General features: G+C 67.5%; 18 protein-coding genes and 1 pseudogene. 7 read left to right on the top strand and 12 right to left on the bottom strand.

The genetic code is table 11. From position 1 onward, the window contains the following. Positions 1-43 precede the first annotated feature (43 nt). The 7 genes from NGM06_RS03695 to NGM06_RS03665 form a co-directional block, all read right to left on the bottom strand. Positions 44-778 carry an NTP transferase domain-containing protein gene (locus NGM06_RS03695; protein WP_254268982.1) on the bottom strand — a complete coding sequence of 245 codons (735 nt, stop codon included), beginning with the start codon at positions 776-778 and terminating at the stop codon, positions 44-46. Then, positions 766-1,758 (bottom strand): CDP-glycerol glycerophosphotransferase family protein, encoded by a 993-nt coding sequence (locus NGM06_RS03690; protein ID WP_254268981.1) that lies wholly within the window; start codon positions 1,756-1,758, stop codon positions 766-768. The genes NGM06_RS03695 and NGM06_RS03690 overlap by 13 nt, the downstream gene beginning before the upstream one ends. 239 nt (positions 1,759-1,997) lie before the next feature. Next, positions 1,998-2,321, bottom strand: a complete 324-nt coding sequence (locus tag NGM06_RS03685; RefSeq protein WP_254268980.1) for a DUF8022 family protein — start codon at positions 2,319-2,321, stop codon at positions 1,998-2,000. A 5-nt stretch (positions 2,322-2,326) separates the two neighbouring features. Further along, positions 2,327-3,871 (bottom strand): acyl-CoA carboxylase subunit beta, encoded by a 1,545-nt coding sequence (locus NGM06_RS03680; protein ID WP_368410507.1) that lies wholly within the window; start codon positions 3,869-3,871, stop codon positions 2,327-2,329. A gap of 119 nt (positions 3,872-3,990) precedes the next feature. After that, positions 3,991-4,926 carry a halocarboxylic acid dehydrogenase DehI family protein gene (locus tag NGM06_RS03675; protein ID WP_254268978.1) on the bottom strand — a complete coding sequence of 312 codons (936 nt, stop codon included), beginning with the start codon at positions 4,924-4,926 and terminating at the stop codon, positions 3,991-3,993. A gap of 113 nt (positions 4,927-5,039) precedes the next feature. Further along, positions 5,040-6,380, bottom strand: coding sequence for a sodium-dependent transporter (locus tag NGM06_RS03670; RefSeq protein ID WP_254268977.1), 1,341 nt, complete (start codon positions 6,378-6,380; stop codon positions 5,040-5,042). A gap of 291 nt (positions 6,381-6,671) precedes the next feature. Then, on the bottom strand, positions 6,672-8,006 hold the full coding sequence (locus NGM06_RS03665) for a sodium-dependent transporter (protein WP_254268976.1): 1,335 nt from the start codon (positions 8,004-8,006) through the stop codon (positions 6,672-6,674). 302 nt (positions 8,007-8,308) lie between these two features. Here NGM06_RS03665 and NGM06_RS03660 point away from each other — a divergent pair, with 302 nt between their 5' ends. After that, on the top strand, positions 8,309-9,346 hold the full coding sequence (locus NGM06_RS03660) for a zinc-dependent alcohol dehydrogenase family protein (RefSeq protein ID WP_254268975.1): 1,038 nt from the start codon (positions 8,309-8,311) through the stop codon (positions 9,344-9,346). Between the two features lie 111 nt (positions 9,347-9,457). Here the strand turns inward: NGM06_RS03660 and NGM06_RS03655 are convergent, their stop codons facing one another. From NGM06_RS03655 to NGM06_RS03635, 5 genes are all read right to left on the bottom strand, one after another. Beyond that, positions 9,458-10,417, bottom strand: a complete 960-nt coding sequence (locus NGM06_RS03655; protein WP_254268974.1) for an NADPH:quinone reductase — start codon at positions 10,415-10,417, stop codon at positions 9,458-9,460. A gap of 86 nt (positions 10,418-10,503) precedes the next feature. Then, on the bottom strand, positions 10,504-11,295 hold the full coding sequence (locus NGM06_RS03650) for a sugar phosphate isomerase/epimerase family protein (protein ID WP_254268973.1): 792 nt from the start codon (positions 11,293-11,295) through the stop codon (positions 10,504-10,506). Beyond that, positions 11,292-12,899, bottom strand: a complete 1,608-nt coding sequence (locus NGM06_RS03645; RefSeq protein WP_254268972.1) for an HAD-IIA family hydrolase — start codon at positions 12,897-12,899, stop codon at positions 11,292-11,294. Before NGM06_RS03645 ends, NGM06_RS03650 begins: the two co-directional genes overlap by 4 nt. Positions 12,900-13,036: 137 nt before the next feature. Beyond that, positions 13,037-13,921: a glycerophosphodiester phosphodiesterase gene (locus tag NGM06_RS03640; RefSeq protein ID WP_254268971.1), complete on the bottom strand. Its 885-nt coding sequence runs from the start codon at positions 13,919-13,921 to the stop codon at positions 13,037-13,039. A gap of 179 nt (positions 13,922-14,100) precedes the next feature. Further along, on the bottom strand, positions 14,101-15,432 hold the full coding sequence (locus NGM06_RS03635) for a CDP-glycerol glycerophosphotransferase family protein (RefSeq protein ID WP_254268970.1): 1,332 nt from the start codon (positions 15,430-15,432) through the stop codon (positions 14,101-14,103). 201 nt (positions 15,433-15,633) lie between these two features. Here NGM06_RS03635 and NGM06_RS03630 point away from each other — a divergent pair, with 201 nt between their 5' ends. From NGM06_RS03630 to NGM06_RS03605, 6 genes and pseudogenes are all read left to right on the top strand, one after another. After that, positions 15,634-16,827 (top strand): redox-regulated ATPase YchF, encoded by a 1,194-nt coding sequence (locus NGM06_RS03630; protein WP_254268969.1) that lies wholly within the window; start codon positions 15,634-15,636, stop codon positions 16,825-16,827. A 66-nt stretch (positions 16,828-16,893) separates the two neighbouring features. Then, positions 16,894-17,709: pseudogene (locus NGM06_RS24295) on the top strand (hypothetical protein). Positions 17,710-17,858: 149 nt separating this feature from the next. Further along, positions 17,859-18,059: a hypothetical protein gene (locus NGM06_RS03620; RefSeq protein ID WP_163520624.1), complete on the top strand. Its 201-nt coding sequence runs from the start codon at positions 17,859-17,861 to the stop codon at positions 18,057-18,059. 194 nt (positions 18,060-18,253) lie between these two features. Continuing rightward, positions 18,254-18,463 (top strand): hypothetical protein, encoded by a 210-nt coding sequence (locus NGM06_RS03615; protein ID WP_254268967.1) that lies wholly within the window; start codon positions 18,254-18,256, stop codon positions 18,461-18,463. Next, the gene (locus NGM06_RS03610; RefSeq protein ID WP_254268966.1) at positions 18,450-18,650 is read left to right on the top strand and encodes a hypothetical protein; all 201 of its coding nucleotides are present in this window, start codon (positions 18,450-18,452) and stop codon (positions 18,648-18,650) included. Before NGM06_RS03615 ends, NGM06_RS03610 begins: the two co-directional genes overlap by 14 nt. Beyond that, entirely contained in the window at positions 18,640-19,404 is a 765-nt protein-coding gene (locus NGM06_RS03605; protein WP_254268965.1) for a hypothetical protein, read from the top strand. Before NGM06_RS03610 ends, NGM06_RS03605 begins: the two co-directional genes overlap by 11 nt. Positions 19,405-19,524: the final 120 nt, after the last annotated feature.

Raw genomic sequence — 19,524 nt, 5'->3', positions numbered from 1 at the left:
GCCGAGGGAGCGGGACCCCTACTTTGTAAACTTTCCGTACTCGTCAGCGGACGGCGTCGGGGCGAGACAGTTCGGCGGACGACCGGGCGAGCGGGAGGCGCTCTCGCGCCCGTTCGAGGTCCGCGGGCCGGTTGATTTCGAGGTGAGCGTCGGGCGAGACGACGACCCGCTTGGTCGGCGTCTCGGGGTAGAGGTGCGGGTACCAGTCGTCGGCGTTGCGGGCCAGCACGTCGGTCGCGTCGTCCAGATTCCGGCGCGCGACGACGCCGACACCTGCGTGTCGGCGACCGGGAATCTCGCCGTAGTCGGTCACCTCGTCGGCGTCGTCGCAGCGTATCGCGGTGTGGTCGTTCTGGACGCCGGGCAGGCAACCGACGACGTTGTACGCCGGGCCGACTTCCTCGAAGCGCCGGACCACTCGACCGAGCGTCCGCGGGGCCAGAACCACGTCGCCGTTCAGCACGAGAGCGTCGTCGTCGATGCCGACCAGCGCCCGGCGGAGCGACTCGGCGTTGTCGTACTCGTCCCAGTCGTCCAGCACCACGGTGTCGGTCGGCGGCGCACGCTCGCCGCGGGCCTCCGCCGACGAGAGTCGCTCGCGCGCGGTCTCGGCCTCGTAGCCGAGGACGACGGTGACGGCGTCCGCGACTCCAGCGAGCGCCGCGCGCTGGCGCTCGTACAGCGTCCGGCCCTCTACTTCGAGGAACGCCTTGGGCACGTCGTCGGTGGTCTCGCCCATCCGACTCCCGCGACCCGCCGCGAGAATCACGCCACGCACGACATCACCTCGTCGGCGGCGCGCTCGCTGGCTCTGCCGTCTATCGGGATGCCGAGTTCCGACCGGAAGGCGGCCGCGCGCTCGGCGATGCGGTTCGGATACCCCTCCTCGTAGAGGCGGTCGACGGTCCCGAGGTCGAGGTTCTCGACGCTCACGGTGTGCCCGATGTCCGGGACCTCGTTCTCGTCGGACGCGACGTCGGTGAGTTGGACCAGCGGACGGCCGGTGTGGAGCCACTCGGTCACGATGCCCGAGTAGTCCGAGACGAGGAGGTCGGCCGCGCGCATGCTCGCCATCGGCGTCTCGTTCTCGTCGAATATCACGTTCGGTATCTCGGCGATGCGGTCCCGGCACTCGGCGGTCAGCGACGCGCCGGGTTCCTCGTCGCGGTCCGCCGGGTGGGGCCGGAACAGGAGTTCGTAGTCGCTGTCCTCGAACAGGTCGATTATCTCGCCAGCCGTGTTCAGGTACGACCCGCCGCCGTAGTTGTGGTTGGTCGGCGCGTAGAGCACGCGCCGCTCGCCCGGGCGCTCGGCGGTCACGAGTTGGTCGGCCTCCGGGACGCCGACGACCGACACGTCCACGTCGTCGGGGTAGACCGCCTCGTATCTGCGCGCCCAGCGCTCGCCGGGCGCGAGCGCGAGGTCCACCGCCTCGCCGGTCATCTCGGCGGTCTCCTCGATTTCCCCGCGACCGATGGACGCGCCGTGGCGGACGTGGACGAGCGGGTACTCCTCGTGGAACGTCGCGTCGTTGGCCTTGTGTCGGTGGTTGTACACCACCACGTCGGGGTCGATTCGCCGCACCTGCCGGTCTATCGCTCCCACCTCGTCCACGCTGACTTCGGATATCGACTCGGAGGCACCCCGCGCCCCGACGTTCATCGGGACGTAGGCGGACTCCGCGGTGACGTGTTCGTCTATCGCCTCGAACGTCTTTCGCATGAACGCGTGCTGGATAGCGTAGAGTACTTCGACCATAGTAGTCCCCTCCCGGCCCCCGGCGCGAGAGTCCCCCGTCTCGGACACCGAGGCGGTGGACCGACGGAGCCAGTCGCTAACACGCGTAGTGTCCACGGTTACTTAGACGTAACCGCCAGATTCCCGACACGCGGTGGGCAGAACGGAGCGATTTCGACCCGTGTTGGCCGGAGAAAGTGAGGATAGCGACGCAGGGAACGGCGAGACTGCAAGCGGGCTATCGACTGCCAGCCGCGGCGTCAGAACCGGTCGGTTCGCCCGGAGGCGGTCCACGCGTCCGTGGGCGCGCTCTCGGGGACCCGCCCCGCGCGGCCCTGCAACCCGCGCAGGCGACCCGCGAACGACCAGCGCCGGTCGCGCCATGTCTCCCCGTCGTCGCTCTCCGCGGCGGCGGCCGCTGCCGCCTGCGCCCGGAGGTGAGCGCCGATTGCCGCGGCGATGGCGGCGGCCTCCTCGTCGGTGGCGTCGTCGGGAACGACGAGGTCCGCCCCGTCGAGGGTCGCGTCTGTCGGCGCGTCCGCGGCGTCCGACTCCTCGCGCTCCTCGGAGTGAGATGTCGCCATGGGTCTCAGAGCGGGATGTTCCCGTGTTTCTTGTCGGGTTGCTCGTCGCGCTTGCTCGACAGCATCTCGAGGTCGTCGATGAGTCGGGGGCGAGTGTCCTGCGGTTCGAGCACGTCGTCCACGTAGCCGAGGTCCGCGACCGTGTAGGGGTTGGCGAACTGGTCGCGGTACTCGTCGATGAGTTCCTCGCGGCGGGCCTCGGGGTCCTCGGCCTCGGCGAGTTCGTCGTCGTAGAGGATGTTGACCGCGCCCTTCGGACCCATCACCGCGATTTCGGCGGTGGGCCACGCGTAGTTCACGTCCGCGCCGATGTGCTTGGAGGCCATCACGTCGTAGGCCCCGCCGTAGGCCTTCCGAGTGATGACCGTCATCAGCGGCACGGTGGCCTCGGAGTAGGCGTACAGCAGTTTCGCGCCGTGGCGGATGATGCCGCCGTGCTCTTGGTCGGTGCCGGGCATGAACCCGGGCACGTCCACGAACGTCGTGATGGGGATGTTGAACGAGTCGCAGAACCGGACGAACCGGGCGGCCTTCTCGGAGGCCTCGATGTCCAGCGTCCCGGCGTTGACTCGCGGTTGGTTGGCGACGACACCGACCGACCGGCCGTCGAGTCGCGCGAAGCCGACGACCATGTTCTTGGCGTACCCCTCCTGAACCTCGAAGAAGGAGTCTTCGTCCACCACGCCGTCGATGACGCGGGTCATGTCGTAGGGCTTCTTCGGTTCGTCGGGGACGACGTTCGTGAGTTCCTCGTCGCGCCGCTCGGGGTCGTCCCACGGTTCGACCCGCGGCGGGTCCTCGACGTTGTTCTGGGGGACGTACGACAGCAGGCGTCGGATGTCGTCGAGGGCCTCCTTCTCGGAGGGTTCCGAGAAGTGCGAGACGCCGGAGGTCGATTCGTGGGTCTTCGCGCCGCCCAACTCCTCGAAGGTCACCTGCTCGCCCGTGACCGTCTCGATGACGTCCGGGCCGGTGATGAACATGTGGCTGGTGTCCTCCACCATGAAGATGAAGTCCGTGATGGCGGGCGAGTAGACCGCGCCCCCGGCGCACGGTCCCATGATGGCCGAAATCTGGGGGATGACGCCGGAGGCCTCGGTGTTGCGCCGGAAGATTTCGGCGTACCCGGCGAGCGACGAGACGCCCTCCTGAATCCGCGCCCCGGCCGAGTCGTTGAGACCGATGACCGGCGCGCCGACCTCCATCGCCTTGTCCATCACCTTGCAGACCTTCTCGGCGAACACCTCGCCGAGCGACCCGCCGAAGACGGTGAAGTCGTGGGCGAAGACGAACGTCTTCCGACCGTTGACCTCGCCGTACCCAGTCACCACGCCGTCGCCCTTGACCTGTTTCTCCTCCATGCCGAAGTTGTGGCTCCGGTGGGTTCGAAGCTGGTCGAACTCGTTGAAGGTGCCGTCGTCGAGGAAGTAGTCGATGCGCTCGCGCGCCGTCATCTTCCCCTTGTCGTGTTGGGCCTCGATTCGCTCCTCGCCGCCGCCCTGCAGGGCCTCTTCGCGTAGTTCGCGGAGTTCGTCTATCTTGTCTTCCATCGTCATGCTCGTCGAACCCTCCGATGGCTACTCATTAGGCGATTTGAGAACTACGGGCGGGAAAAGCGTTGCTAAAATCAGGTTCGTCCCCGGCGAAACCGACCTCGGGGTCGTGGGCGTCAGTCCCACTCGCGCCGCCCGGCGGCCCCGACCGTCTCCGCGTGGAGCGCGATGGCGGGCAGGACCGTCTCGACGGGTCCCGTGTCGAACCGACGGAACAGTTGCTGAACGTCTTCGACGGTCTCGTCGTCCATCCCCCGGCGACGCAGGTCCTCGGGGCGGAGTCGCGGGACGTATGGAAGCCGGGAGACGAACTCGGCGGTGAGTTCGTCGGCGCGCTCGCGCCCCTCCTCGAACGCGTCGGACTCCAGCAGGGGTTTCGACTCGGGCCACGCCGCGGTCAGATACCCCGGCCACTGGACCAGACACCGATAGACGCTCGGGAGCGTGTCGCCGAGACCGTGGAACGCCTCGATTTCCGAGACGACGTCCGCGGCGTCCCCGCCGAGTTCGGCCGCGGTACCGAGCGTGGGCGACAGTCCGCGGTCGGCGTCGAGCCACGGCGGAAGCGGTGCGGTGGCCCCTCGCCCGGCGTCTCGGCGTCGGTCCCCGCCGTCGGAGTTCTCGCCCGCTGACTCCTCGCCGACCCACTCCTCGCCGACGGGGTCGTCGTGCAGCAGGCGGTCGGAGAGTTCGAAGAGCAGCGCGAGTCGCGGAGCGACGACGTCGAAAGTGTCGAGTTGGCCGCGTAGCTCCCGATACTCGGCCGGTCGGACGTCCACCTCCTCGCGGCGGAACCGCGGAATCGGCCCCTCGCTCTCCACCGCCGAGAGTATCGCGTCCCGATACCGGACCGTGTACCGACCGAAGGCCCGCGTCTGGAATACGGGTTTCACCTGCCCCCAGAGATACCGGAGGAAGTCGGGCCGGTTCGCCATCAGGGTCCGGAATATCCAGTTGACGACCGGCGCGCGGAACGTCCGCTGGATGTCGTCGTACAGGCCGCGCTTCCACCCGGTCGCCTCCTGCTCGTAGAGCTGTTTCGTGGTGTCCATCGCCTGCTAACGTTTCCCACGAACGTCCTTAGTGGTTCGTCACGCTCCGCGCTGTCGAGGACGGCAAATCGCACGAAAACACGGAGTTCGACGGGAGCGCCAAGTCCGGACTCTCAGAACAGCGAGACGCCCGCGAGCGCCAGCAGGTTCACCGCGAGCGTGCCGAGCAGGAACAGCGGCAGAATCGTTCGGACCGACCAGAGCCACGCCGGGCCGAGCGACCGGACGCGCGACCCCGCGCCCGACGAGAACTCGGTCACGGCGTCCTTGCCGAGGACCCACCCGACGAACACGAGGAACCCCGCGAGGCCCGCGGTCAGCATCAGGTCCACGAGCGTGCCCGCCACGAAGCCGAACAGACCGGGGTTCAGCGCGTTGGCCGACCCGGTCACCAGAACGAGACACGTCAGCGCGGCGGTCGCGGTCCGGCGCTCCAGTCCGAACTCGTCCACGAGGTAGGCGACCGGGATTTCGAGCATGCTGATGGACGACGACAGCGCCGCGAGGACGATGACGCCGAAGAAGACGACCGCGAGCGGTTGGCCGAAGGGGAGTTGGGAGAACGCGCCAGCGAGACTCACGAACAGCGCGCCGGGACCGCCGCCCGCCGCGGCCGGACCCGTCAGTTCGCCCACCGTCGCGAACAGGAGCGGGAAGACGACGAGACCGGCGAGAACGCCGACGCCGGTGTTCAGCACCGCGATGAGGCTCCCGTCGGACGCGAGGTTGTGGTCGTCGCCAAGATACGAGGCGTAGGTTATCATCGTGCCGACGCCGAGCGAGAGCGTGAACAGCGCCTGTCCCGCCGCCGCGCCCAGCACGTCGAAGAAGTTGGCTCGGAGGTAAGTCCCGTCGAAGTCGAGGTAGAACGACAAGCCAGCGCCCGCACCGGGTCGCGTCACTGCCCACCCTGCCAGCGCGATTAGCAGGACGATGATTGCGGGCATCATGACTTTCGTCGCTCGCTCGATGCCGTCTCGGATGCCGCCGACCACGACCAGCGCCGTGAGTGCGAGGAAGCCGACGTGGAAGCCGACCGCCGGGAGACCGAAGTCGATGGCCCCGAAGTACTGGCCGGGCGACCCGAAGTACCCCCCGGTGAAACTGGCGAGGAAGTACCGGAGAATCCACCCGCCGACGACGCTGTAGAACGACAGCAGGACGACTGCGGTCACGACCCCGAAGAGACCGACCGCGCCCCACGACTTCGACCCGGACGAGAGCCTGTATAGCGCGCCCGCGGGGTTGCGTTGGGAGCGCCGCCCGATGACGAACTCCGCGAGCAGGCCGGGGACGCCGACCAGCAGGATAATCGCGAGATAGACGACCAGAAACGCGCTTCCGCCGTTCTCTGCTGTCATCCACGGGAAACGCCAGACGTTACCCAAGCCGACGGCGCTGCCGACTGCGGCGAGGATGAAGCCGAGTCGCGTGCGCCACGATTCGCGTGTCATTGCGACACACTCGCCCACACTGCCATAAGAGGGTTTCGAGTTACGAACCGTTAATTGGGAAATATGATGCTCTTTCCGGCGTAATTCTGTAGTTCTCTGTAATCGTCCCGGCGGTAAACCGGAGTCCATCTGAAGATGTGTAGATCTCGACGCCGATACACCGCCACCAATCTACGATTCGTAACCAGAACTCGCGGAGAGCCATCGGTAGTCGAGACGAATCGGCGAGCGCAGCGAAAATAGTCGATTTCGGGAAACGACGCCGCGTTCGAGAACCGAGTCGCGTCGGCCCTAGAAGTAGGCCCCCGTGTTGAGACCCTCGTAGAGGGCCGTGACGCCGAGGTAGAGGGTCACGATGACGGCGAACGGGACGACGACGCGGACCCACCACAGCCACGCCGTGGTGAACGACTCGCCGAACGTGGAGCCTCGACCGAGTTCGTCCACCGCTTCGGTGTCGGCGACCCAGCCGACGAAGACGGCGATGAGGAGGACGGCCACGGGGAGGAGGAGCTTGAACACCACGTCGTTGTAGAATCCGAGCCACGACGTGCCGAACGTCGCGGGGACGCCGACGAGAGCGATGGTCGCGCCCATCGCCACCGCGGTGGTGGCCCGACTGTACCCGTAGTTCTCGGAGATGTACGACACCGGCACCTCCAGCAGGCTGATGGAACTGGAGAGCGCCGCGAACAGCAGCACGGCGAAGAAGACGAAGCCGATGATTCCGCCCGCGGGGAGGTTACCGAACGCACCCGCGAGGGCGACGAACGCCGTCCCGGCACCGCCGCCCGCGCCGCCCGCGCCGCCCGTGGCGAACAGGATTGGGAAGACGACGAACCCGGCGAGGAGCGCGACCAGCGTGTTGACGACGACGATGGCACCGCCGTCGGCCGGGAGGCTATCGTCGCGGCCGAGGTACGAGGAGTAAGCTATCATCACACTGAACCCGAGCGAGAGCGTGAAGAACGCCTGCCCCATCGCTGGCGGGACGATAGACCAGAAGTTGTCCGCGATGACGCCGAAGTCCGGCGAGAGGTAGAACGCGTACCCCGCCGTGGCTCCTTCGAGCGTCGTCGCCCACGCGGCGAGTCCGACGAGGAGGACCAGAATCGCGGGAATCATGAACGTCGTGGCGCGCTCGATACCGTCGGTGACGCCCGACGCGACGATGCCGATGGTAACCAGCATGAAGACCGCGTGCGCGGCGATTGCAGTGGGACCGGAGGCGATGGACCCGAAGTAGGCTCCGGCGTCGCCGAAGTACGCGCCGGTGGCGCTACCGACGATGTAGCTGAGGACCCACCCGCCCACGACGCTGTAGAACGACAGGGTCACCAGCGAGGAGAACACGCCGAGACCCCCGGCGAACGACCAGTTCCCGTAACCGATGTTCTTGAACGACGCGACGGGGTTCTGCTCGCCGCGCCGACCGATGACGAACTCAGCCATCATCGTGGGGAAGCCGATGAGGAACACGGCCAACAGGTAGACGACGAGGAACGCAGCACCGCCGTTCGCCGCGGTCTGGAACGGGAACGACCAGATGTTCCCGAGTCCCACCGCGCTCCCGACGGCGGCGAAGATAAATCCGATTCTACTCGTCCAAGTTTCTCGTTCCGACATGTGTGAGTCTCGCTATCGAACCCACGGCTAAAAGTGAAACGATTCGTAAACTGTGATGCGATTTTTGCCGGGTCTTTTGTACCTAACGACCGTGATAGAGTCCGGAATTTGACAAACGTTCAGGGCTTCGTGTAGCTGGGCAACGCCCAATCGGCAGTCCCGGAGGAGACTCCGGCGGAGAACCACCGTCGTCTGGGACTCCCCGCGACCCGCAGTCGTCTCTCGGGACCGAGGCGGTGTCGTTCTCCAGCAACGGCCACCGTGAACCTCGGCTTTTTCATCGTCCCACGGGAAGCGCAGGTATGGATGCCGCAGTGTTCCACGGCGAAGGCGATATCGAGGTAGAGGAAGTCCCCGACCCGGAGATTCGGGACCCGACCGACGCCGTCGTCCGCGTCACTCACACCGCCATCTGCGGTTCCGACCTCTGGTTCTACCGCGGGCAGCGCGACTACCCGACGCCGGGCCGGGTCGGTCACGAACCGATGGGCATCGTCGAGGAAGTCGGCGAGGACGTCACCCACGTCCGGCCGGGCGACCGCGTGTTCTCGCCGTTCTCGATTAGCTGCGGCGAGTGCGAGTTCTGTCGGAAGGGACTCCACACCTCCTGCGAGAACGGCGCTGGCTGGGGCGGCGAGAACACCGGCGCGCAGGGCGAGAAGATTCGCGCGCCCCACGCCGACGGCACGCTCGTCCGCGTCCCCGAGCGCTACGCGGACGACGAATCCGTCCTCGAATCCCTCCTCCCGCTCACGGACGTGATGTGTACGGGCCACCACGCGGCGGTGAGCGCGGGCGTCGAAGCGGGTGACACAGTTGTCGTGGTCGGTGACGGAGCGGTCGGTCTCTGCGGCGTACTCGCCGCCAAGCGACTCGGCGCCGAGCGCATCGTCGCCATGGGTCACCACGAGGACCGGTTGGAGATAGCCGAGGAGTTCGGCGCGACAGAGGTCGTGAGCGCGCGAGGCGAGGAGGCCGTCGAGGAGGTCACCGAACTCACGTACGGCGGCGCGAACCACGTCCTCGAATGCGTCGGCGCGGAGTCTTCGATGGACACCGCCTTCCGAGTCGCGCGACCCGGCGGCACCGTCGGCTACGTCGGCGTCCCCGCGGGCGTGGACGAGGCCGCCTTCCTCGACACCGCGTTCGGGAAGAACGTCGGACTCGAAGGCGGGGTCGCACCCGTTCGCGCGTACGTGGACGACTTGATGGCGGACGTGCTTCAGGGCACCCTCGACCCCTCGCCCGTCTTCACGAAGACCGTCGGACTCGACGGCGTTCCCGAGGGGTACCGCGCGATGGACCAGCGCGACGCCGTCAAGGTCATGGTGAAGGTCTGAGTCGCGGCCAGCATCGCCGACCTCGGCGACACCGTCGGCGCGTCGGTCGAGCGCGACCGCTCGACAGACGAAACCGGGCGTTCTCTGCCGATACCTCCGCGACCGGTCTCCTCACGGCGTGACTACCAACTTCCCGAAGAAGCTGTTCTGCAGGACCGACTTCTGCGCTTCGGCGGCCTCGTCGAGGTCGTAGCGCTTCGAGACGTGCGGGCGGAGGTCACCCGACTCCAGCAGTCGCGCCAGTTTCCCGAGGACCGCCGACATGTCCGGCGTGTTGTACATACTCATCAACTGGAGGGTCATCTCCTGTGCGCGAGCGGCCGCGACGTTGTCGAATCCGGCCTCGGGTTGGGTGTTTCCGATGCCGACGACCCGGACCCCCTGCGTCCCGACTTCGGCGTCGAAGTCGAGGTAGTCGTCGAGTCGGTGGTCCAGAATCACGTCCGGACGGCCCGCCGCTTCGACCACGGCGTCGGCGAGGTCCTCGCGGCCGTAGTCCACGGGCGAGTCCGCGCCCAGTTCTTCGAGTCGGTCGTGATACTCCGCGGCGGCGGTCGTGACGACGCGCGCTCCCGCGGCGTCGGCGAGTTGGACCGCGACGTGACCGACGCCGCCCGACCCGCCGTGGACGAGGCAGGTCTCGGCGGGTTCGAGACCCGCGTGGTCCACCAGCGCGCGCCACGCGGTCACGCCAACGAGCGCGGCGGCCGCGCCCTCCTCGAAGTCCACGTTCTCGGGCAGGCGCGCGAGACGGTCGGTCGGCGCGACCGCGTACTCGGCGTAGGTCCCCTGTCGGTCGTTCCCCAGTCCCGTGCCGAACACCCGGTCGCCCTCGGCGAACTCGTCCACGTCCTCGCCCACGGCGTCCACGACGCCCGCGAGGTCCGACCCCGGAACCATCGGGAGTTCCGGCGGTTCGTAGCTCCCCTCCCGGAAGTAGGTGTCCACCGGGTTGACGCCCGCGGCGCGAACCTCGACGCGTACCTCCCCGCGACCGGGGTCGGGTCGCTCAGCGTCCTCGACTGTCAGTACGCCCGGGCCGCCGTGTTCGTGATAGCGAACTGCGCGCATGGTGCCGGGTACAGGGCCGACCCTGATAAACGCGGCCGCTCCGGCAACGTCCCCGGCCGGACGCGGAGGACTACTCGGCGAACCGCTCAGAGGTAGCCGTCCAACTTCTCGGCGCTGAGTTCCAGATAGTCGAAGTCGAAGGTGTACACCTCCACGGAGACCGTCCCCGTCCAGTCCTCCCGGAGCGGTGCCAGCGCGGTCTCGAAGTCCGTCGTCCCCGACCCCGTGGGGACGTGTTCGTCGGCGGCCTCGCGGGCGTCGTTGACGTGGACGTGCGAGACCCGGTCGCCGCGGTCGGCCAGAAAGTCCGCGGTGTCCGCGGCGTCCATCCCGTCCACTCGCGCGTGTCCGGTGTCGAAGGTCATCGACGCCTCGGTCTCGTTGAACACCCGGTCGAAGTGGTGGACCGTGAACGGGATGCCCGGCAGGTTCTCGACGCAGATTTCGACGTCACGGTCGGCAGCGAACCGGTCGAGTGTCCGAATCGAGTCGAGCAGGTGGGGCGCGACTTCGTCCAGTTCCCACTCGGGCGGCCGGGCGCTGGTCCCGGCGTGGAGGACCGCCTTCTCCGCGCCCATCTCGGCGGCCGCCTCGACGGCGGCGCGCTGTTCGGACAGCGACCCCTCCCGGACCGGGTCGCGGGGCGACCCGATTTCGACGTCTACGAACGGCAGGTGGACGAGCAGGTCGAGACCCTCCTCGGCGGCCAGCGACCCGACCGCGTTCGGGTCGAGTCGGGTGCGCTCGGTCGCGCCGTCCATGTAGAGTTCCGCGAAGTCGAACCCTATCTCGGCCGCCTGCCGGAGTGCGGTCTCCCACGACACCGCGCCGGTGTGGGTCTGCGTGACGTACCCCCGGCGGACGCCGTCGTCGGTCACCGCTCGGACCCCCCATCGGGGGACGCCGCCGATTGCTTCGCGTCGGCCGTCGCGTCGTCGGCCGTCGCGTCGCCCCGAACGAACTCGGTCAGGGCGGCCACGGTCGGCGCGACCAGCGTCGGCGAGCGGTCGCTCGACTCCACCTCGGCGCGGGTCGCGTCGCCCGACAGCACGCAGACCGACTCGCACCCGACGTTCTCGGCGAGTCGCACGTCGGTCTCCAATCGGTCGCCGACCACCGCCACGTCCTCGGGCGCGTACCCCTCGGCGTCGAGGACCGGCGCGACCATCTCGACGTTCGGCTTGCCGAAGACGCGGTCGGGCGACCGGTCGGTCGCCGTCTCTATCATCGCACCGATGGCTCCGCAGTCGGGGACGAACCCCTCCGCCGTCGGGCAGACCGCGTCGGGGTGGGCCAGCAGGAACGTCGCCCCGTCTCGAATGGCGAGGGTCGCCTTCCGGGCCTTCTCGTAGGTGAGTTCGGTGTCGAACCCGACGACCACCGCCTCGGGCGCGTCCTCTCCGGACTCCACTCGGTCCACGACTTCGACGCCGCGGTCGGTTAGGGCCTCGCGCATCGCGGCGGTTCCGAGGACGAACGTCCCGTCCGGGTCGGTGCGCCGGAGGTGCTGGAGGACCCCGTCGGTCGAGAGCAAGACGTCTTCCTCGGCCGCCGGAACCCCGAGGTCCGTCAGTCGCTCGGCGTAGTCGTCCTTCCACTTCGAGGAGTTGTTCGTCAGGAAGTAGACGTCCACGCCGCGACTTCGGAGGGTTTCGACGACACCGTCCGCCCCGGTCACGAGATCGTCGTCCAGATACACCGTGCCGTCGAGGTCGAAGAACACGGCCTCCTTCTGGCCGAGGTCCGACAGCGACGAGAACCGACGGTCTGCGGTCCGGAGGTCTTCGAAGTCGTCGATTTCCACCCACCGGTGTTCGGAGACGTCCACGGGTTCCACGTCGTGGGTCCCGCCTCTGAGGAGTCGGTCGATGGCGGCCTCGGTCCAGTCGCCGTAGTCGCCCTCGCGCTCGATGGTGCGGGTTATCTCGTCGAACAGCGCCTCGGAGAACGCCGCCGAGAAGCGATACGCGTCGGTCGAGACGCCGTGGGCCACGTCCGCCGGGACGCTCTTGGCGATGTGGGTCGCGCTTCCTCCGTCGCCGACGGTCACTTTCATCGCCTCCTCCGAGAAGGTCTCGGTGTCGGTCGCGATGGCGCTGTCGGCGGCGGCGGCGAGCAGGTCGGCGAGCAGTTCCGAGTCGAACACCACGTCGCCGTTGGTCAGGACGAAGGGTTCGCCCGCCACCTCCTCGCGGGCCAGATAGAGCGAGTACATGTTGTCGGTGTTGGCGAACACCTCGCTCTCGCGGACGATCACGTCGAGGTCCGGCCGCGAGTCCGCGACTTCCTCGCAGAGCGCCCGCACGTCGTCGGCCAGATACCCCGCGACCACCACCACGTCGGTCACGCCCGCGTCTGCGTAGGCCCGGAGTTGACGCGCCAGAACGGGTGTTCCATCGACTGTGATACACGATTTCGGTTTCTCCAGCGTGAGCGGCCGGAGTCGAGACCCGATACCAGCCGCTAAGATTACTCCCTTCACGAATAAGTCACCGCACCAGAACCCAACGCAAGCGCCCTTAGTCCTGTCGGCCTCTTTTCACTCGCGCTTCAACTGGAATCCGACACGTAACGACGAGGATAGTTTCCGGCTTCCGAGAACAGTCGCGAGCGAGGGCGTCACGTCCCGGCGTCGCCGAACTGGAGAACGCCCGGATAGTCGGCGATGACGCCGTCCACGCCCGCCTGCCGGAGTTGGTCGGCCTCGTACCAGCGCTCGACGGTCCAGACGTTGACCGCCCGGTCCTCCTCGTGCGCGACTTCGAGGAGGTCGATGTCCTCGAAGGGACCGAGCGACCCGTACTCGGCGTTGAACAGCTGCGTGCCCGCAATCGCGTTCCACGGCGGATGGACCGCCTCGCAGTCGTACCGGCGCGCGACCTCCATCCCGTCCGCGATGGAGTCGGCGAACACGACCGCGACCGAGACCGAGGGGTCCACCTCGCGGACCGCCGCCAGCGCGCCCTCCGAGAACGACGAGACCAACACGTCGTGGTCGGTCGCCGAGAGCGTCGAGAGGACGTCCTCCGCGAACGGCTTCCAGAGGGCCGTCTGCTCGGCGCGGGTCTCCCGCGGGAGGTTCTCGCCGGGGCGAATCTCGGCCGACCCGGGGTTCTTGAACTCCACGTTGACGCCGACCGACGACGGGAGCGCGTCGAGGACCGCCGAGAGCGTGGGGATTCGCTCGCCCGTGCCGAGGACGTCGAGGTCCGCGAGCGTCTCGGCGGTCGTCTCCCACACCTTCCGGTCGGCGAGTTCGGAGGGCGCGTCCGTCAATCGACCGAGGTCGTAGTCGTGAAAGGTGACGATTTCGCCGTCGGCGGTCGGCATCACGTCCACTTCCACCATCTCGGGCAGACCGCCGGGGGAACCTGCGGTCGTGGCCCGCTCTATCGCCGCCACGGTGTTCTCGGGGTAGACGCCCGCGAACCCGCGGTGGGCGATGAGCGATACGTCGGTTCGACTGGTCGTCGCCTGTCGGGTCGTTCCGCTCGTTCCTACCATAGTGAGTCGCGGCGCTTCGGGGGACCGACGCAAGCGCCTCTGGCACCCTTGGTCGGGGGTTTCTGGGTAGTAGACTTCAAGCTTTCTCTCTGAATATAAATATCGCTCCGTAACGGAACCGAGTCGATGGAGCGCACCCGAGACTACGTATTCGGCCGCTCTCGCCGGGTTTCGCGTCGCTATCGGGAGAGGCGACGGCGGACGAGGTCGGCGACCGCCGCCGACCGCGGGGCCGGGGGCGCGCACTGGGGCGAGTCCCGAGGCGTCTCCGTGGCGGGGTCGCCGCCGAGGAGTCGGGTCCGGACCGCCTCGCGGCGGGGCGCGTCGCGGTCGTCGGCCGGGTCGAGCGCCAGGTCGAGACCCGCGAGCAGGTCGTCGAACGTCCGGGCGACCGGGCCGGGCGTCACCGACTCGTAGTCGAAGTAGAACCCGCGGCGGGCGCGGTACTCGTCGAGGTCGTAGGGGTAGAAGACGAGAGGCCGGTCGAGCAGGAGGTAGTCGAAGTACAGCGACGAGTAGTCGGTGACCAGCGCGTCGGCGTGCCGGAGGAGCGGGTAGACGTCGGTCGCTTCGGGGAGTTGGACGACCCGGGAGAGACCCTCGGGGAGGTCGAGAGTCTCGCGCGGGTGGGTCTTGACGACGAGCGTGGCGTCTCGCTCGGCGAGGAACGCGTCGAGCGCGGTGAGGTCGAGGCGGTCGGCGACCGATTCGTCGGTCCACTCGCGGAACGTCGGCAGGTAGCAGACGAGCGACGGGGAGTCGGCGTTTTCGGCGTCACGTCCCTCCGCGAGGTCGCGGACCCGGTCGAGCGCCGCGGCGTCGGTGCCGACTGCCTCGCCCGGAATCTCGGCGAAGAGCGCGTCGTTTCGGGGGTAGCCCGTGGCGACCATTCGCTCGCGGTCGATGCGGAGACCGGACGCGAAGACGTCGGCCGCCCCCTCGCCGGGAATCGTGAGCAGGTCGAACTTCCCGGAGAGTCGGGCCTGCGTCCGCCGGACGGGTGCCGGACGATGCCGGAACTCGGCGTCCCACGAGATGCGCTTGAGGGGGAGGCCGTGCCAGAGCAAGACCGTGAGCGCGCCCGCCACGCAGGGCATGGCGAGGTCGCGGTGGCCCTGCGTCAGGAAGACGACGCCCGCTCGGAGCGCCAGCAGGAGGCCCCGGGGCGAGTAGCAGTGGTACGCCTCGAAGCCCTCGCTCTGCAGTTCGCACACGACATCGGTGTTCTTCGAGAGCCAGACCGCCCTGATTTCGGGATGCTCGGCCGTGACGTGAAGGTAGAGGTACTTGGCGTTGTCCGCGAACGCGGTCCCGCCGCGCGCCCCGAACACCCACAGCGACTCGTCGCGGGCGAGACCCGGCGTCCGGTCGCGCAGCGAGTCGAGGGCCGCCACGCCGCGGAACAGTCGCCACTGCGCGAGAAACGAGGCGTCGTTCGCGAGCGACGCGAGCGTGCCCGAGAAGTTCGAGAGCGACGAAAGTGCCCGGCGGACTGACGCGTTCAGGTCCATCGGTGCGACTCGGAACTCGGCGGCGGTCGGAGGACCATCGGTCCGACCCACGACGCCGCCGACAAAAAGCAGTCCGGCGGCGGTCGGCGTTCGGGGTCGCGAGGCCTCACGAGTGGTTCGTTACCAACTACCGCGAGACTGTCTAACGGCCGATACCGCCAGTAGCAGGCCTTATATCTACAGACCCGCCAATCGGACTCAATGACTTACAAGATCGGACTCGTGGGCAAGCCCTCCGTCGGGAAGTCCACGTTCTTCAACGCCGCGACCATGAACGACGTGCCCGAAGGGGCCTACCCCTTCACCACTATCGACCCCGCGGTGGGCGAGGCCTACGTCCGGGTGGACTGCGCGGCCCCGGAGTTCGACGAGCGCTGTACGCCGAACGTCGGGTTTTGCGAGGACGGCACCCGGTTCGTCCCGACCAAACTCGTGGACGTGGCGGGACTGATTCCCGGTGCCCACGAGGGCGCGGGACTGGGTAACCAGTTCCTGACCGACCTCAACGAGGCCGACGTGCTGGTCCACGTGGTGGACTTCTCGGGCAAGACCGACATCGAGGGCGAACCTACCGAGGACCACGACCCGCGCGACGACGTGGACTTCCTCGAAGACGAACTCGACATGTGGTACCTCGGGATTCTGGAGAAGGGCATCGAGCGCTACCAGAGCGGGTACGACGGCAACGAGGACGACATCGAGGTCGAACTGGCCGAGCAGATGAGCGCGTTCCGGACCAACAAGGACGAGATAAAGCGCGAAATCCTCTCGCTCGGTCTCGACCTCGACCCCGCGACGTGGGACGACGAGGACCGCGAGCAGCTCGCCCGCGAGATTCGCAAGACGACCAAACCGATGGTCGTCGCCGCGAACAAGATGGACACCCCCGAGGCGCAGGCCAACTTCGAGGAGATCACCGACGACCCCGAGTACGACCACCTGACGTTCGTGCCGGTCAGCGCCCACGCCGAGAAGGCGCTCAAGCAGGCCGACGAACAGGGCGTCGTCGAGTACCGTCCCGGCGACGGCGACTTCGAGATTATCGGCGACGTCTCTGACGACCAGCGAGAGGGTCTGGAGGCCATCGAGTCGTTCGTCCACGAGTTCGACGGGACCGGCGTCCAGCGCGCGCTCGAAGACGCGCTGTTCGAGGAACTGGGCGTCATCCCGGTGTTCCCCGGCGGCGCGAACGGTCTCGGCAACGAGAACGGCGAGGTCCTGCCCGACTGCTTCCTCCTGCCCGAGGGCGCGACCGCAGAGGACTTCGCCCACCACATCCACTCGGACCTCGGCGAGGGGTTCCTCCACGGCATCGACTGCCGGAGTAACCGGCAGGTCGGCGCGGACACGCGACTCGACAGTCGCGACGTCATCGACATCGTCTCGACGAACTGACTCGTCCGGCCGAAATCGCTCCGCGACCCGACCGATTAATGTCTCCTCGTCGCGGAAGAGGTTCGCATGGGAGAGCAGCAGCATCGGTTCAACGGCGATGCGCGGGTCCTGCATCGCCGCGCGGTCAGAACGCCGCTGCCCGACGAGGAGGCCGAGCGGGTGTTCCACGAGAACATGACGAACGTGGCGGACGCCTGCGAGCGGAAAGCGGAACTGCTCGCCGACCCCGACGCGTCGCTGCTGGACGCCTACGAGACGGAGTTCGAGCATCTCACCGAGAGTTTCGAGCGGCGACTCCGGCGCGTCGCGGGCGACGACTACGAAGAGGTCGCAGTCGCGTACAACCGCGGCGAGCGAGACGACCGGGTCGGTGCGCTCGCGTCGTACTACTTCGAGGCGCTCTGGCGAATGCAGCAGCGGACCACCGTCACCGACATGGTGTTCTTCCCGATAATCCTGCGGTACCCCGACAGTTTCACGGTGAACGTCCGGTTCGCCAGCGGGTACGCCACCAGCGAGTCGGTGCTGTAGGAGTCGCCCCAACACCTCTCGGAGGAACTGGACGACGACCACGCCCAGACCTACTACGAGGAGAGTCTCTACACGCAGAAGTGCGCGGCGGAGTACATAGCGGAGACCGCCCAGATAATCCGCGAGGAGTTTCCCCACCCAGACGAGTCGTCGTTCGAGGAGCGCAAGTACGGCGGGATAGTCTCGGCGGGCGGACGCCGAGGGTCCGTCTTCTCGTCGATGTTGCAGTCGGTCGAACCCGACCCCGACCGGTTCTCGGAACCGGTCGAGGAATCGACCCTCGTCGGGGAGGGCGAGGCCGCGAGACGCACGGAAGCGGAGTTGCTCCCCGACGGCGAAGTCCTGCTCTGAGCCGTCAGCACGGGTTCGACCCTCGACGACCGAGCGCCGCGTTCGGTCCCACGACCGAGGGTCCCGCGCCTATCCACACACCGCGGTAGATGTCGCCGCGTTGAATTGAATTCGACATGCTTTTCCTGAGACCGTGAGAAACGCGTCGTATGGCTGTCGACGCGCGCTGTCCGGACTGTGACGTTGCGCTAGAGGAAGCCGACCTCTTCACCGGTCAAGGGGAGTTCAGAGTCCGGACCGAGACCGAGGCCGACGACGTGTTAGCCGCGGTCGGCGTCGCCAAGGCGCTGGAGGTGACGCCGCGGCGGTGTCCGGAGTGCGGACTGGTCCGGTTCTACGCCGAGAAGTAACGTCGGCGACGGTCCGTACGTTCGCGGTGCCGGGTTCTGTGCCTATCCGGGTCGAACACTGGCAGCGGCCCCAAACCGTCGGACGGCGGCGGCAGTGCGGCCGCGGACCGCAAGAACGCTTTTGTCTCTCTGCGTTTACTCTGAACGCGTACCATGGTGGTCACGGGAGCATTCGTGAGCGGGGGGAAGCGACCATGAACGTGTTCGTGAGGGAGATCGGGCGGGCCGAGACGCCCCGAGAGCTACGTCTGTCGGGGGACAGAATCGTCGTCGAGGACAACGTCGGGGAGTCCATACACGTCCACGTCGGCAACACGCGTATCGAGTTCTCCATCGACGATTATCTGGCGTTCGCCGATTGCATCGAAGCGGCCGAACGGGGGGTCGAACGTGGGGATTATTGAGGAGGAACTCGGAACGACGACGCTCTCCGACGGGACGGACGTGACCGTCGAGTACAACGAGGGGGACCGCATCCACCTCCACGTCGGCCGGTTCCGACTCTCGTTCTCTCGGGCGGAGTTCGGCAGGTTCGCCGCCGCGGTCGCTGAGGGGAAAGCGGACCTGCTCGACACCAAGGATGGATTTTAGTCGCGCGGAGGCCGAACTCCTCGACCGTCTGTTCGCCGACCTGGTGGACTCCGACGTCACGTTCGTCGTTCCGCGAGGGTATCGGGACCTGCCCCACTCGGTCCCGGGAAGCGACATCGACGTCTACGTGATCGACGACGACTTCGAGGAGGCCGTCCGAGTCGCAGAGCGTCTGGGGTTCGGGTCGAGCGACTCCTCGGCGGGCGTGCGGGGGTTAGTCGAGAAAGTCGCGGCGAACCCCGGCCGAGCGACGGAGTTGCTGCTGTCCGACCGGACGAAGGCGCTGCGGTTCGCGTTCGAGACGCTCACCGACACGGAGACGGTCCAGACCGAGTACGAGGAGTGGAAAGGGTCGAACGGGAACGTCGCGTTGCACCTGACGAACCACGTCGTCTACGAGTCGCCGATGCAGAGCGACGTCCGCCAGATGATTCGCGTGGACCCGGCCGTCGAGGAGTCGCTCTTTCGGCACCGTCGGTTCGTGGACGGGATTCCGGTCCCGTCGGAACCCGACGAACTGGCCCACCTGCTCTGTCGAGGCGTCTTCTCGTACGAGGGGGAGTTCCCGCCGTACTACGAGCGCCGGTGCAGGGAACTCTCCGAGACGGTCCTCTCGTCGCCGGAGATGGAGAAGCGGTTCGAGCGACTGCTCTCGCTGCTGTTCTTCGACGCCGACCGCGTGGTTCGGGACCACGTGGAGCGAGACAGCTACGACCAACTGAAATCCGACCTCGTCTCGTTCGCTGACTACTAATCGGTCTCCGATGGTCCGCTGTCGGCGTCGCCGAGCAGTCGCGGGGAGTCGAGTCCCCGTCCCGAAGGACGGTCGTACAGTCTCGGGGCGGCGTTAGCCCGTTCCGATACTACTAACTCT

It is taken from the genome of Halorussus aquaticus, assembly GCF_024218795.1.
GTDB lineage: Archaea > Halobacteriota > Halobacteria > Halobacteriales > Haladaptataceae > Halorussus > Halorussus aquaticus.
Note: the sequence above shows the minus strand (reverse complement) of the source record. Positions and strands in the feature narration are given on the sequence as shown.

Excerpts from the sequence above, each read along its gene's own strand:
- NGM06_RS03690 (WP_254268981.1), bottom strand. The coding sequence starts at position 1,758 with ATGGTCGAAGTACTCTACGCTATCCAGCACGCGTTCATGCGAAAGACG.
- NGM06_RS03685 (WP_254268980.1), bottom strand. The coding sequence starts at position 2,321 with ATGGCGACATCTCACTCCGAGGAGCGCGAGGAGTCGGACGCCGCGGAC.
- NGM06_RS03680 (WP_368410507.1), bottom strand. The coding sequence starts at position 3,871 with ATGGAAGACAAGATAGACGAACTCCGCGAACTACGCGAAGAGGCCCTG.
- NGM06_RS03675 (WP_254268978.1), bottom strand. The coding sequence starts at position 4,926 with ATGGACACCACGAAACAGCTCTACGAGCAGGAGGCGACCGGGTGGAAG.
- NGM06_RS03670 (WP_254268977.1), bottom strand. The coding sequence starts at position 6,380 with ATGACACGCGAATCGTGGCGCACGCGACTCGGCTTCATCCTCGCCGCA.
- NGM06_RS03665 (WP_254268976.1), bottom strand. The coding sequence starts at position 8,006 with ATGTCGGAACGAGAAACTTGGACGAGTAGAATCGGATTTATCTTCGCC.
- NGM06_RS03660 (WP_254268975.1), top strand. The coding sequence starts at position 8,309 with ATGGATGCCGCAGTGTTCCACGGCGAAGGCGATATCGAGGTAGAGGAA.
- NGM06_RS03655 (WP_254268974.1), bottom strand. The coding sequence starts at position 10,417 with ATGCGCGCAGTTCGCTATCACGAACACGGCGGCCCGGGCGTACTGACA.
- NGM06_RS03640 (WP_254268971.1), bottom strand. The coding sequence starts at position 13,921 with ATGGTAGGAACGAGCGGAACGACCCGACAGGCGACGACCAGTCGAACC.
- NGM06_RS03635 (WP_254268970.1), bottom strand. The coding sequence starts at position 15,432 with ATGGACCTGAACGCGTCAGTCCGCCGGGCACTTTCGTCGCTCTCGAAC.
- NGM06_RS03630 (WP_254268969.1), top strand. The coding sequence starts at position 15,634 with ATGACTTACAAGATCGGACTCGTGGGCAAGCCCTCCGTCGGGAAGTCC.
- NGM06_RS03620 (WP_163520624.1), top strand. The coding sequence starts at position 17,859 with ATGGCTGTCGACGCGCGCTGTCCGGACTGTGACGTTGCGCTAGAGGAA.
- NGM06_RS03615 (WP_254268967.1), top strand. The coding sequence starts at position 18,254 with ATGAACGTGTTCGTGAGGGAGATCGGGCGGGCCGAGACGCCCCGAGAG.
- NGM06_RS03605 (WP_254268965.1), top strand. The coding sequence starts at position 18,640 with ATGGATTTTAGTCGCGCGGAGGCCGAACTCCTCGACCGTCTGTTCGCC.